Below are 14179 nucleotides of genomic sequence, written 5' to 3'. Positions count from 1 at the left end.
TGAAGCCTCGGCATTTTGCCGAGGCTTTTTGTATGTTTATAATGCTGATTTTTACAAATGAATCAATAGTAGGTGTCCTTTATACCTCAATACATCAAATACTTGTTCCTGATTTTCATAAAGGCATCAATCTCGTCTTTCCAGCTGGCGCGGATTTCGTCGGCACTTAAACCTTGTTCGATTTGGCTGCGAAGTTTCTTGTCGCCTGAAAGCAGATTGAAATAGCTGGTGAAGAAATCCTTGTCGTTGAGTTGCTGGTAGGCTTCGATGATCCATTCCAGATGCAATTGGTTGACGTTAAAGGCGTAGCCATGCGCAAACTCAACAAGGTTTTCGCCACGGCAGCGCTGACCTTCCAACAAAGGCTTTGAAGCGCCAGAGGTGCTTTTTGGCGTAAAACTATACTCGCCGCGCATATTCGGATGACCGAAAATCTGGAAAGGCGTTTCGGTGCCGCGTCCCACGCTGACGATGCTGCCTTCGAAAAAGCAGAGGGTGGGATAGAGGTAAACTGATTCCCAATTGGGCAGGTTGGGTGATGGCTTCACGGGCAGTTCGTAAATGGTGTTGCGGTTGTAATTATTAATAGGTATCACCGTCAAATCGCATTGCACGCCGTTTTTCAGCCATCTTTCGCCGTTTGCCATTTTGCCGTATTCGCCTATTGTCATGCTGTAAACCACTGGCACTGCGTGCATTCCGACAAATGATTTGTTTTCTGATTTCAAGACAGGTCCATCGACATAAAATCCGTTTGGATTCGGACGGTCCAAAACAATGACTGGAATATTGTTTTCGGCAGCGGCTTCCATGATGTATGCAAGGGTGGAAATGTAGGTGTAGAAACGCACCCCGACATCCTGTAAGTCAAATAAAACCACATCGATGCCTTGCAACATTTCGGGCGTGGGTTTCTTGGTCTTGCCATAAAGTGAGACTATAGGAAGTCCCGTTTTTTCGTCCTTTCCATTGTTGACTTTGGCTCCGGCATCGGCAGTGCCACGGAATCCATGTTCAGGCGTGTAGATTTTCTTAATGTTGACACCTTTTGCAATCAGTGTGTCAACGAGATGCGTCGCCCCTACAAGGCTGGTTTGGTTGCCAACAACGCCGACCTTTTTACCTTTTAAAAGCGGTAGGTAATTGTCCATTTGCTGGGCTGCCGACACATACTGTTCCTTCGGAACGAAAGCAATCTTTTGACCTTCGTCCAATTTGAAGATTTGAGCCTTGAGGCTTGTGCTGCAAATTATGAGCAGCGTTGAAATCAAGAAAAATACACGTTTCATATTCGGAAAATTAAAAAGTTCAAAATGGTTCAAGTTTTGAATAAAGCATTTGAACCATTTTGAACTGTTTTTATCGATTTTTATGCCAAAACTTATTATTTCACCTGAATTTTATTCATGGTCCAAGTCTGTCCGTTGTATGACTTGACGAAATAGAGACCTGAAGCCAATCCTGAGACGTTCATTTTCAGCATTTTGCCGTTGGCATCGCTTTGCATGACCAGCTTGCCGTTGACATCGAGGATCTCAACACGCTTGAGTCCATCGAGGCTGATGTTCAGTTCGCCATCGGTAGGATTAGGGAAAATCAGAGCCATCTCAGGTTTGACGAAATTTGCACTGACGGCATCGTCCAACTCGCCGTACTCAAAGATGTAGTCGCAGATGTAAACCAATGTCCCGCCATCGTCGGCAGTTTCCCAGCCGAAGCCGATTGGCTTGTTGCCACGGAAATCGTCCCAAGTGTAGGATGGTTCCGGGTGATAAGGCATGAGGCAGTCGTTGATGCTGTAATCATAATCGTAAACGTAAGAAACCCTGTCGGCAACCGTGCCGTTGTAGATTTGTTCACGGATCATGCAGTTGTTGTTTTCATCGAAAGTGCGGTTGACGACTGATTCCGGAACCCACGAATAATCCCAATAATAGTAGGCGGTTTGGGTTTCGTTGCCGTTGGCATCGTAGGTGTGCTTGGTCTTTGAGGAGTTTTCCCAAGTGTACATCCATGAGCTGTAAACTTCTTCGATGAGTTCATCGAGAAGGCCCTGGGCGTTGTAGGTGTAGGTGCCGCGCATGAGGAGGCTGCCGCCGAGGGTCATTTCGTAGCGAGTTAGCACGTCGTCTTCATAAAAATAGGTGTAGACGCCTTGAATTTCGTGGCCGCTACCGAAATCGTTGTAGTTGGTGCGGCTGGTGCGGTTGTTTTTGTCGTCATAGGTGTATTCGATGTAGCATGGAAAAATCCATTGGTCGTTGTAGTATTGGTATGAGTTGACGCGAATCACGTTGCCGCGCTCATCGTAATACAGCGAGTCGATGAATTGCTCGTTGTCGCCGGAAACGCCCGAAACGACATAGTAGGATTCCAACAGGTTGTCGTTATTGTAGTAGTACTGGACGCGGTCGAAACCATCATCGGAATAATAGCTGTCTAAGAAAAACGACTGTGCCTGAAGCAGATAGCATGGCACCAAGGCCAAAATCAAAAGGAGTAGATTTTTTTTCATGATGAATGTGTTTTGATTTGTATTGTGATTTAATTTCTGCAAAAGTAATAAATAATTGAGAAATGTTTGATTTTATTGAAAATAATTGCACGGGTTCGGCTTGCCGAAGAAATCGGTGATTGTTTTACTTCAGGCGAAATGCCGAAAAATAGAGGTTCTTGGCAGTGCTTTTGGCTTGAGGTTTCGCAAAACTTGCAAAACCTTGAGACAAAACATTATGTCGAGTTGAAATTCACAACCGCTCATTTCAGGGCTTTTTCATGCGTTTTGGATGGAATTTGACATTTGATTTCCGCCTATTCCATTACGGCAAATCCAATCGGGATGACACTGTCTTGTCATCCTATCCAAAGTGTCTGTAGAACTTTACCTTTGTCAACCATGAAGTCCAATAGTCAAAAAGTCAAATTGTCTAATAGTCCATAAGTCAAATCCTCATTTTATTGCGTAAAAATTTCTTATTTTTTGAAATTTAACATTGTTGTTTGATTTAATTCCTTACTTTTGCAAGTATTATAAAGTGTCATTAAAATAATCATCAATTAAAACACACTATCATGGAAAATAATGAAACATACGAAAGCTCTCTCCATAAATGGAATGAGAACGAAAAGGCTGCTAATGAGTTCATTAACATCGTTGGTAAACTTTGGTACGACAAATCAATCGAACTGATTCTGTTGCGTTCACTGTTGGTGAACCGTGGTTCAGGTAAGATTTTGAACAAGCACCTCCGTGCAGAAGATGTCCTTGGAAAACCGGTCCGCGTGCAGGATTCACTGCTGATTGCCAAGGCTATGCTGGCCGAAAACATTGCTCCTGCCCGTATTGATATAGGCCGTCTGAACTCAGAATGGACCGACGAAAAGGAAAAGTATAACAACAACGTCACCGATTTTGTCCGCGACAAACTCAAGGATTTCATCGATGTCAATCCGCGTAGCAACAAGACTCAGGATGTCATTCTTTACGGTTTTGGCCGTATCGGTCGTATCCTTTGCCGCGAAATGACGGAAATGGCTGGTAACGGCACCACCTTGCGTGTCCGCGCCATCGTCACCCGCAAAAATTCTCCTGAAGATATCGCAAAGCGTATCAGCTTGTTCCGCACCGACTCAGTGCATGGCTATTTCCACGGTGTCTGCCGTCCTCTGATTGAGGAAAACGCCATGATGGTCAACGGTCAGAAGATTCTCTTCCTTGAATCGAAGAATCCTGAAGATATGGATTACGAAGCCTACGGCATCCATGATGCACTCCTTATTGATAACACCGGTGCATTCCGCGACAGAGAATCGTTGGCCCGTCACCTCCAGTCGAAGGGCGTTGCCAAGGTGTTGCTGACAGCTCCTGGTAAGGGCGACATTCCGAATGTGGTTTATGGCGTCAACCAAGGCACACTCGACCTTGAAAATGAAAAGATTTTCTCGGCAGCATCATGCACCACCAATGCCATCGTTCCTGGCTTGCAGGTGATTATGAACAACTTTGGCATTATCAAGGGTCACATCGAAACCATTCACTCATACACCAATGACCAGAACCTGCTGGACAACTACCACAAGAAAGAACGTCGTGGCCGTTCAGCTGCCTTGAACATGGTTATCACCGAAACAGGTGCCGGCAAGGCTGCTGCAAAGGCATTGCCTGAACTGAAGGGCAAACTCACCAGCAACGCTGTCCGCGTTCCTACGCCTGATGTCTCATTGGCAGTTTTGGCTCTCGACATCGACCGCGAAACCAACGTTGAGGAAGTGAACGAAATGTTCCGTAAGGCTTGCCTCGAAGGTAATCTTATCGAACAGATCCGTTTCAGTCAGTCGACGGAATTCGTTTCATCTGATGGTATCGGCGATTCATGCGCCTGCATCTTCGATGCTCCTGCCACCAAGGTCAGTGCTGATGGCAAGACCGTTATCCTTTACTTATGGTACGATAACGAGTTCGGCTACAGCAACCAGGTCATCCGCCTTGCACGCCACATCGGTCAGGTGAAGAGCTACAGATATTATTGATTTTTTGAGCTGTAAGCTAAGATAAGACCAGCTTCATTGAAAAACATTGGGCATCGGAAGGGTGCCCAATGTTTTTTTTCCTATCTTTGCATCTTATTTCGGAAAAAGCGATTTATAATGAACAAAAACAGTTTAATCGGTTTCATTCTCATTGCCGCCATCCTATTTGGCTGGATGATGTGGATGACCCCTTCCAAAGAGGAACTTGCCCGTCAGCAGCATGTGCAAGACTCTATCCGTCAGGTGCGTATCGCAGAAGCGCAACTCGACTCAATCCGTGCAGCCGAATTGCAAAGAGCCAATGATTCGCTGACGGCCATTCAGAATTTGATGCAATCCGACACGATTGCTGATTCGGCATTTTTAGCCCAGGCACAATTCAATGCCTTGCGCGACAAATTCGGCGTTTTCGCCAATGCAGCCACGGGCGAGGAACAGACTTTCACCGTTGAAAACCAGTTGCAACGCCTGACTTTCAGCACAAAAGGCGGTTTCCTGAAGCAAGTGGAATTGAAGGAATACAAGACTTACGACAGTCTGCCTTTGATTTCATTCGACCCAACGACTGCCATTTTCGATTTGGCCTTCTTCTCGCAGAACCGCACCATCAACTCTTCGCAGTTCTATTTCAAGCCTTTTGTCAACGGACAGCCTTGGGATGGGGGAGACCTGATGACCCAGCCGGAAGATAGTGTGATGGTCACCATGCGATTGATGACTGACAATCTGGACGGCAGCGTCAATAACAGCAAGTACATCGATTTCGTCTATACCATTCATCACGACAACTACATGATGGATTTTGACATTCGCACCATTGGCATGAAAGACATTCTTGCCACGAATGCCAACTACATGTCCATCGAATGGAATGTCGATTTGATGAAACAGGAAAAATCAGCCGACCGTTTCTCAGGCGAATCGGTTTATTACCGTCCGCTGAACGACAAGGATGTCGACCATCTGGATGAATTCAAGGACAGTGAAGAAGCCGTTCACACCAAACTGAAATGGATTTCGTTCAAACAGCGTTTCTTCTGCAACGTGCTGGTTGCCAAGGATGAATTCGAAAGCGCCAACATGGAAGTCCGCACCAACAAGTCGAACAATCCGCGTTATTTCAAAACCATGTCGGCCAATGTAGAAGTGCCGATTGATGTCAATGCCGAACAAAACGATATTGCCATGTCGTTGTATTTCGGCCCTAACCATTTCAAGACCTTGAGAAGCTACGGCTTAGGTATGCAGCATCAAATCAATTTGGGTAAGTTCTTCCTGATCCGTTGGATTAACTATGGTGTCATTGCAGTATTCAACTGGCTGAGTTCCTACGGATGGAGTTACGGTATTGTGATTCTGATACTTACCATTTTGATTAAGACAGTCTTGTTCCCGTTCGCATTCAAATCCTACAAATCATCGGCTATCACCCGCGTGCTGAAACCCGAAATGGATGCCATCAATGCAAAATATCCTAAGGAAGAAGATGCCCTGAAGAAGCAACAGGCAGTGATGGAATTGCAGCGTCAGGCGGGAGCAAGTCCGTCGTCGGGTTGTATCCCAGCCTTGTTGCAGATGCCGATTTTGTTTGCCGTGTTCCGTTTCTTCCCGGCCAGTATCGAACTGCGTCAGCAGCCATTCCTTTGGTGCGACGACCTTTCAACCTACGACAGCATCGTCGATTTTCCAAGATTCCTTGGCATGGATCACATCAGCTTGTTCTGCCTGTTGATGACCATCACCACTTTCATTTATACATACGTGAATAACAAGCAGATGGATGTCTCGTCAAACCCGTCGATGAAACCGATGAAATGGATGATGTATCTCATGCCAATCATGTTCTTCGGCATTTTCAACAACTATTCGGCTGGCTTGAGCTATTATTATATGCTCGTCAACATCATCACTTTCATTCAGATGTTCGTCTTCCGCAAGATGATTGATGAAGACAAGGTTCGTGCTACGATTGAAAAGAACAAGAAGAAACCCGTGAAGAAATCGAACTTCCAGAAACGTTTGGAAGAAGCTCAGAAACAGCAGCAGAAACTTCAACAACAGCAGAGAAGATAAGATTTCAATCGACAATTCAAGAAAGCCGACAATTTGGTCGGCTTTTTTGCTATTTTTGCGGCCATAAAAGAAGAAAAGAAATGAATAAACTTGAAGATTTCATTGCAGCCATCACCGAAACGCGCAAGGTTTGGCTGCTGCAAGCCATGGAAGGCATGTTTGCCATGTTGGAAGACGACAATGGCAATTCCTATATTCCAGTTTGGGAAAGTGAAACATTGGCAAAGAACTCAGCCATAGACGATTGGGAAGGTTACAAAGTGACCGAAATTGGTTTCTCGGAACTCGTAGTGTGGTTGAAGGAATTGTCGCGCGACGAAATCGACATTGCCGTTTCGCCAGAAAAAGATGGTGAAATCACGGCCATTGCTTCTGCAAATTTTGGCAAATGGGCAAAGCAATATGATGACCATTCCTATATTGAGGAAGAAGACGATGAGGAAGATGAGCCTGAGGCAAAGCCAAAAGGCAAGTCAAAAGGCAGTGTCGTCGATGGCTTCGATTATGGCGAAGGCTGGGCGCATGAGTTTTAAAGGAGTTAGGAGTGGGGAATGAGGAGTTAGGAGTAGGGACGCACTGCGTGCGTCCGAAAGGTGAAAGGGAAGAAATGCATGAATTGGGAATTGTTTAAAGTAAAAAGTTGAAATAGAGAGTGTTTAGCTTCCTGAGCTTGTCGAAGGGAGATGGTATATGTTAGGTGTAGAGACGCGATTTATCGCGTCTTGGAATGGAAAAGGAAATGATATTTGTATAAACATTGACCTCTTGAAATGGAAGGATAATAATTGAAAGCTCAAAGTAATCATACAATCTCGAAATCCTGAAACCTCATTCCTGCATTCAAAAAATCAAAAAGTCTAATAGTCTAAATAGTAAAATAGTCCGAAAGTCTAAAATGTCAAACGATCAAAACGTCCAATTGTCTAAAAATCAAATAGTCCACAAATGAGGAGTAAACTGTTCGGTGTTCTTCTGTTTATTGAGGCCGCTGCATTGGCTATAACAGCGGGCGTGTCATTCTATTACAATAGTGTGGCGAATGAGACGGATTTGAATTGTTTCCTCATTCCGGCGGCGGCTTGCCTTGTTTTGGGCACTGTCCTTTATTTGTTGGGCATCAGAAAAAACAGCCGGCCTTTGAGATTGAAAGACTCGTTTCAGGTTGTCACATTTTCATGGGTCGTGTTTTCGGCGTTTGGCATGATACCGTTCCTCCTTTATGGAACTATCGATAATGTCTCGGATGCTTTCTTTGAGACCATGTCTGGATTTTCCACGACAGGTGCAACAGTGATTGAAAATATTGACAGTCAGCCACATGGCATTTTGTTTTGGCGTAGCCTGATGCAATGGTTAGGCGGCTTGGGCATTGTGGTCTTTACCTTGGCTTTCATTCCTTCAATTGCAAAAGGATCGAAAAAAATGGTTCTTTTTGCTGCTGAAGCGCCAGGCTTGAGTGTCGAGAAACTGTCACCAAAAATGCAGAATACGGCACGCAGCCTTTGGATTATCTATATCATTCTCACGGCAATGTGCGCTTTTTGCTATTGGCTTGGCAACATGAGTGTTTTCGATGCTGTTTGCCATGCCTTGACTACGGTCGCAACGGGTGGTTTCAGTACGCATCAGGCCAGCATCGGCTATTTCCAATCGTCTTATATTGAGTACATTTGCAGTCTGTTTATGATTCTGTCAGGCATTAATTTTGCTATTTATCACTTTGCCTTTACCCGCCGTTTAGACTTGGTTTTCCGAAATGAGGAATTCCGTTGCTATATCCAGATGATTCTGGTGTCTGTTGTGATTTTCTTTTGTCTGTTTCAGTTTGCTGGAAATTTCAATGCCGTCACCGAAGAACAGCTGGCTGGTATGCCGCAAAATTGGCAGGACAAATTGCGCACTTCGCTGTTCCATGTGGCCACCTTGCTATCCAATACGGGCTATCAGGCGGAAAACTTCAATTATGACAGTTGGGGGCTTATGTTTTTGGTAATCACGTTTTTCCTGATGATTACTGGAGGTTGCGCTGGTTCTACGAGTGGCGGTATCAAAGTGATCCGTATCATTGTGTTGTACAAATACATGAAGATGGCTGTGAAAGAATGTATTCATCCGACAGGCATGTATATTTTGAAGATTTCGAAACAACCAGTCGAAACATCGTCGGTCCGTCAGGTGTGTATTTTCTTCTCTTTGTTTATCTTGGTGTTTATGGGGAATATGGTTTTGTTGTCAGCCGCAGGCTTGAGCCTGAATGATTCGATGTCGGCATTTCTGACTTGCTTCAGCAATTTTGGCCCTGGTTCAGGTTTGACAGGTCCTGACGGCACCTTTGCCGCTGTCCCCGCTGCCGCAAAATGGATTCTTTCCCTCGATATGTTGCTTGGCCGTCTCGAAATCTTTACCGTATTCATGCTTTTCACCCGTAATTTCTGGAAATCGTTGTGATTAGGAGTTGCGGATTGGAAGAGAGAAAAGTATTGATTCAAAGGTTTGGGGAATTTGCATGGTGGATTGGTGAAAAAACTTTCTTTTAAAGTCGATTCAAAAAGCCTTTTTCCCCTGCTATTTTTATCTTGATTTTTTTGTGTTTGCAATTGCTTAATAATCAATTGCTTCAAAAACAATCAACAAAAAACTCTTGGAATGGTGTCAAATTAGGCTTGCAGGATCTCTTGGAATGGTGTAATTTTGTAGGTGTATAATCTCTTGGAATGGTGAAAACATTTGCGCTGTTTTTGCGAAACCGTCTTTCAAATAATCTCTGATTATGTCTAAGTCATTGTCATTTATCGATTTGGAAGTCGGATTGAGTGATAGGAAGATTCACGACATCGGAGCCGTCAGCCACGATGGAAGGTTTTTCCATTCGGCTAACAAGGATGCTTTTTATAAGTTCATTGCCGGTTCCGATTTTCTGTGCGGACATAATATCGTGCATCACGATTTGGATTTCTTGACCAATGGCGCAGTCCCGATGTCGCACTACGGCTTGATTGACACGCTTTTCCTTTCGCCTTTGCTCTTCCCTAAAAAGCCTTACCATGCGCTTTTGAAGGATGATAAACTCCAAGTCGACGAGTGTAATAACCCTGTAAACGACTGCATTAAGGCAAGAGAATTGTTCCGCGATGAAATAAATGCCTTTGAAAAACTGCCTGAAAAAGTCAAGGGCGTATATTTTGCCTTGTTGTATTCGCAAAAGGAGTTCAAGGGTTTCTTCGATTACATGGATTTCCTTTCAAAACCGGATGATTTGATTGGCGAGATTCGGGTAGTTTATAAGGGATTGTTTTGCGAAAATGCTGATTTGGAAATGCTTGTGCGCAACTATCCTGTCGAGTTGGCTTATTCCTTGGCTTTGGTTTCTTCTGATGATTATCATTCGGTGACTCCCCATTGGCTGTTGAGGAATTTTCCAAAGATTGAGAATGTCGTCAAATATCTTAGGAATCGTCCGTGTTCGGCGGGTTGTGATTATTGCAAGCGGCATTTCGACATTCACGTTGGATTGAAGCGTTTTTTCGGTTATGACCAGTTTCGTACTTTTGACGGAGAACCGCTTCAGGAACTTGCCGTGCAAAAGGCCGTCGAGGGGAAATCGTTGCTTGCCATTTTCCCTACAGGTGGCGGAAAATCGCTGACTTTTCAGCTCCCGGCTTTGATGGCGGGCGAAAACGTTCACGGCCTGACTGTGGTGATTTCGCCGCTCCAGTCGCTGATGAAAGATCAAGTGGACAATCTTTACAACAAAGGCATTACCGATGCTGTGACTATCAACGGTTTGCTTGATCCCGTCACGCGTGCCGATGCTTGCGAAAGGGTGCTGAATGGCAGTGCCACAATGCTTTACATATCGCCGGAAATGCTCCGCTCGCGTACAATCGAAAAAATGCTGCTGTCGCGGAATGTGGTTCGTTTTGTCATCGATGAGGCGCATTGCTTTTCGGCTTGGGGACAAGATTTCCGCGTCGATTATCTGTATATCGGCGATTTCATTAGGAAACTAAAGGAACAGAAAAAGCAGTTGCAGAAAAATCCGATTCCGGTTTCCTGCTTTACGGCCACGGCCAAACAGAAAGTCGTCACCGATATTTGCGACTATTTCAAGCAGAAGCTGAATCTTGACTTGGAGGTGTTTTCCACGACTTCGGCGCGAAAAAATCTACAATATGTTGTCCAGCATGTTGAGACGGATGATGAAAAGTATTCCATGCTTCGCAACCTGATTTCCGCTAACGATTGTCCTACAATTGTTTATGTTTCGAGAACGGCGAAATCCGTTGAATTGGCTATTAAACTGACAAGCGACGGCTATCCTGCCAAAGCCTATAATGGGAAAATGGATCCCAATGAAAAGATTAAGAACCAGAATGCTTTTATCAATGACGAGATTAAGGTGATGGTGGCTACTTCGGCTTTCGGCATGGGGGTCGATAAGTCGAATGTGGGGTTAGTGGTGCATTACGACATTTCCGATTCGTTGGAGAATTATGTTCAGGAAGCAGGTCGTGCCGGTCGTGACCCGAATATGCAGGCCAAGTGTTTTGTGCTTTACAATGACAGCGATTTGGATAAGCATTTCATTCTGCTGAACCAGTCGAAGCTGAGCTTGAGCGAGATACAGCAGGTTTGGAAGGCCATCAAGGATTTGACCAAAATGCGTCATACGGTTTGCTGTTCGGCTTTGGAAATTGCACGGCAGGCTGGGTGGGACGACTCGGTCAGTGAGGTGGAAACGAGGGTGAAAACGGCTGTCGCAGCGTTGGAAACGGCGGGCTATGTGAAAAGAGGCAATAACGTTCCGCATGTTTATGCGACGAGCATTCGGGTGAAGGACATGAATGAAGCGCATGAACGTATTTTGAAATCACCATATTTTAGCGACAAGGAAAGAGAAAACGCAGTTAGAATTATCAAATCGTTGATTTCGTGCCGCAGCATTGCGAAGGCAAGGGATGAGGATGCTGAGTCGCGTGTTGATTATTTGGCTGATATTCTTGGACTTCCAAAGGAAAGTGTGGTTATGGCTGTCAACCTCATGCGTCAGGAGGACATTCTTTCTGATGAGATGGACATCTCGGCCTACATCATGAAATCGGATTCTGAAAATAAGTCAAAAGCAGTTTTTGAAAAGTTTGCGAAATTGGAAACTTTTCTCTTGTCGTGTCTTTCCGATGAAGGCCTTGAGCAAAATGTCAAGGAACTGAATGAGAACGCGTTGGATGCGGGTGCTTCTGGTTCTACGGTAAAGAATATCAGGACTTTGTTGCATTTCCTGAAAGTGAAGGGCTATGTTCATGTCTTGGAAAAGACCGCATCGGATGTGGTGGCAATTATGCCTTGTTTTGACATCGATATGCTGAAGCGAAAGGCTTTGCTTCGCATGGATTTGTGCAGGTATATCATTGGTTATCTGTTCGATAAGGCTGATTTGATGGTAGTGGAATCCGATGAACAGCCCGTCACTTTTTCCATGCTTGGCATTTTGAAGGGATACAAGTCGCAGTTGCGTTTGGATGTCAATTTGGATGAGGTCAACTTGCTCCATGTCGAGGAAGCGTTGCTCTATTTGTCGAAAATCGGGGCTCTGAAATTGGAAGGTGGTTTCCTGGTTTTGTACAATGCTTTGGAAATCAATCGTGTTGCTGACAATAAGACAAGATATAAAGTTGATGATTACCGCTTGCTGAATGAGTTTTACAAGCAGAAAATCAGACAGATACACATCGTCGGTGAATATGCCAATCTGATGGTGGGCAATTATGAGGCGGCACTTCAGTTTGTCCACGATTACTTTTATCTGGATTTCAAGAAATTTATCAGTAAGTATTTTAAAGGTGAACGAGCGATTGAAATTGACAAGAACATTACGCCTGAGAAATACCGCCAGTTGTTTGGGAATTTGTCTGATAGACAGCGTGCTATCATCAATGATAAGAATTCAAAATGTATTGTGGTCGGGGCTGGTCCTGGAAGTGGAAAGACAAAAGTCTTGGTGCATAAGTTAGCCTCGCTACTGCTGATGGAAGATGTCAAGCACGAGCAGTTGCTGATGCTGACTTTTTCGCGGGCTGCAGCAACGGAGTTCAAGAAACGTCTGATTGGCTTGATTGGTGGCGCAGCGCATTTTGTGGAAATCAAGACTTTCCATTCCTATAGTTTCGATTTGATTGGAAAAGTCGGCAATTTGGATGAGGCAAAAGATGTGGTGAGACAGGCTGCACAGATGATTGAAAACGGTGAAGTTGAGCGTGGCAGAATTGCCAAATCGGTGCTTGTGATTGATGAGGCTCAGGATATGGATGGGGATGAATTCAACCTTGTCCGCGCCTTGATGAATCAGAATGAGGAAATGCGCGTGATTGCCGTTGGTGATGATGACCAGAACATTTATGAATGGCGAGGTTCAAATTCAAGTTATTTCAGTTCGTTGATAAGTGATTGTGGAGTAAGGTTTTATGAAATGGTCGATAATTTCCGTAGTGAAAAACTGATTGTCGATTTTGCGAATGCTTTTGTCAGAAAAATTAGAAGCCGCATGAAGACGGAACCGATTCTGGCGATGAGGAATGGGGGAGAGGTCGTGCTGACAAAACATGTCGGTGCAAATCTTGAAGTGCCTGTGGTTGAGCAGGTCAAGCGGACATATCGTCAAGGTCGGGCGTGTGTCTTGACGCGGACTAACGATGAAGCTGTGCAAGTTATCGGATTGCTCCATAAGGAAGGCATTCGTGCGAAACTGATTCAGTCGATGGATGGATTCCGATTTTATGACTTGATGGAAATCCGTTATCTTTTGAAAGTGATTGATAGTGAGTTGCACACGCCGGTTATTGATAACGAACTTTGGGAACGGGCGAAACATAAGCTGATGGCTAAATACAAGGATAGCTGCTGCTTGGAAAATGTCTTGAATTTCATGGAGGATTTTGAACGCTTGAATAAGATGAAATACAGGACGGATTTGGCCGAGTTTATCAACGAATCTAGTTTCGAGGATTTTTATGACGATGAAATGGATTTCGTGTATGTTTCAACTATTCACAAGGCAAAAGGCCGTGAATTTGATTCCGTTTACCTGATGCTGAATCAGGCCAATGTCAGTGCCGATGCGGAATGTCGGAAATTGTATGTCGGCATGACGCGTGCGAAAAATTCCTTGTTTGTCCATTACAACGGCGACTTGTTCCGTGGCATTTGTGTGCCTGGTGTGGAGGAAAAATCAGATTTCATGGAATATGCAGGGCCTGAGCAGATTGTCATGCAGCTGACGCATCGTGATGTGTATCTTGATTTCTTTAAAGATAAGAAGCAAACCGTTCTGAACCTTCGCAGCGGTGACCGGCTGGTGGCTGGCGAAAGCGGTTTGTCAATTAAAGTTGATGATGAGAACAAGGAAATAGTCCGTTTTTCAAAGCAATGCCGCGAAAATATGGCTAATTGGATGGCAAAAGGTTATGAGTTGGTGTCGGCGGAAGTGCGTTTCGTGGTGGCATGGAAAAATAAGGATGCGGAACAGGAAACAGCAGTCGTGCTGCCCAATGTTTTGCTGAAGAAGTTTGATAAATAAGCA

The 14179-nt window shown here is 44.6% G+C and carries 7 protein-coding genes; 5 read left to right on the top strand and 2 right to left on the bottom strand.

Translation table 11 applies throughout. The features are described 5' to 3' along the window. Window positions 1-86: 86 nt before the first annotated feature. Both AC06MN_RS06965 and AC06MN_RS06960 read right to left on the bottom strand, forming a co-directional pair. The gene (locus AC06MN_RS06965; protein ID WP_475671634.1) at window positions 87-1289 is read right to left on the bottom strand and encodes an exo-beta-N-acetylmuramidase NamZ family protein; all 1203 of its coding nucleotides are present in this window, start codon (window positions 1287-1289) and stop codon (window positions 87-89) included. 95 nt (window positions 1290-1384) lie between these two features. Next, complete coding sequence (locus tag AC06MN_RS06960; RefSeq protein ID WP_475671633.1) at window positions 1385-2515, bottom strand: T9SS type A sorting domain-containing protein; 1131 nt, start codon at window positions 2513-2515, stop codon at window positions 1385-1387. Window positions 2516-3072: 557 nt separating this feature from the next. On the opposite strand from AC06MN_RS06960, the gene AC06MN_RS06955 reads away from it, so the two are divergent. The 5 genes from AC06MN_RS06955 to AC06MN_RS06935 all read left to right on the top strand — a co-directional run bounded on the left by AC06MN_RS06955 (window position 3073) and on the right by AC06MN_RS06935 (window position 14176). Next, the gene (locus tag AC06MN_RS06955) at window positions 3073-4530 is read left to right on the top strand and encodes a glyceraldehyde-3-phosphate dehydrogenase (RefSeq protein ID WP_475671632.1); all 1458 of its coding nucleotides are present in this window, start codon (window positions 3073-3075) and stop codon (window positions 4528-4530) included. A gap of 117 nt (window positions 4531-4647) precedes the next feature. Then, window positions 4648-6603, top strand: a complete 1956-nt coding sequence (gene yidC, locus AC06MN_RS06950) for a membrane protein insertase YidC (protein ID WP_475671631.1) — start codon at window positions 4648-4650, stop codon at window positions 6601-6603. Between the two features lie 80 nt (window positions 6604-6683). Next, a complete protein-coding gene (locus AC06MN_RS06945) occupies window positions 6684-7136 on the top strand; it encodes a DUF2750 domain-containing protein (RefSeq protein ID WP_475671630.1) in 453 nt (150 codons plus the stop codon). 412 nt (window positions 7137-7548) lie between these two features. Then, window positions 7549-9051, top strand: a complete 1503-nt coding sequence (locus tag AC06MN_RS06940) for a TrkH family potassium uptake protein (RefSeq protein WP_475671629.1) — start codon at window positions 7549-7551, stop codon at window positions 9049-9051. A gap of 322 nt (window positions 9052-9373) precedes the next feature. Next, entirely contained in the window at window positions 9374-14176 is a 4803-nt protein-coding gene (locus tag AC06MN_RS06935) for a RecQ family ATP-dependent DNA helicase (RefSeq protein WP_475671628.1), read from the top strand. Window positions 14177-14179: the final 3 nt, after the last annotated feature.

The sequence above is a fragment of the Candidatus Limimorpha sp. genome, from assembly GCF_056203535.1.
The sequence above is the reverse complement of the archived record's forward strand: the minus strand, read 5'-3'. Positions and strand labels throughout refer to the sequence as shown.

What these genes read in the sequence shown, in the direction of transcription:
- AC06MN_RS06965 (WP_475671634.1), bottom strand. Translation starts at nt 1,289, where the DNA reads ATGAAACGTGTATTTTTCTTGATTTCAACGCTGCTCATAATTTGCAGC.
- AC06MN_RS06945 (WP_475671630.1), top strand. Translation starts at nt 6,684, where the DNA reads ATGAATAAACTTGAAGATTTCATTGCAGCCATCACCGAAACGCGCAAG.
- yidC (WP_475671631.1), top strand. Translation starts at nt 4,648, where the DNA reads ATGAACAAAAACAGTTTAATCGGTTTCATTCTCATTGCCGCCATCCTA.
- AC06MN_RS06960 (WP_475671633.1), bottom strand. Translation starts at nt 2,515, where the DNA reads ATGAAAAAAAATCTACTCCTTTTGATTTTGGCCTTGGTGCCATGCTAT.
- AC06MN_RS06955 (WP_475671632.1), top strand. Translation starts at nt 3,073, where the DNA reads ATGGAAAATAATGAAACATACGAAAGCTCTCTCCATAAATGGAATGAG.
- AC06MN_RS06935 (WP_475671628.1), top strand. Translation starts at nt 9,374, where the DNA reads ATGTCTAAGTCATTGTCATTTATCGATTTGGAAGTCGGATTGAGTGAT.
- AC06MN_RS06940 (WP_475671629.1), top strand. Translation starts at nt 7,549, where the DNA reads ATGAGGAGTAAACTGTTCGGTGTTCTTCTGTTTATTGAGGCCGCTGCA.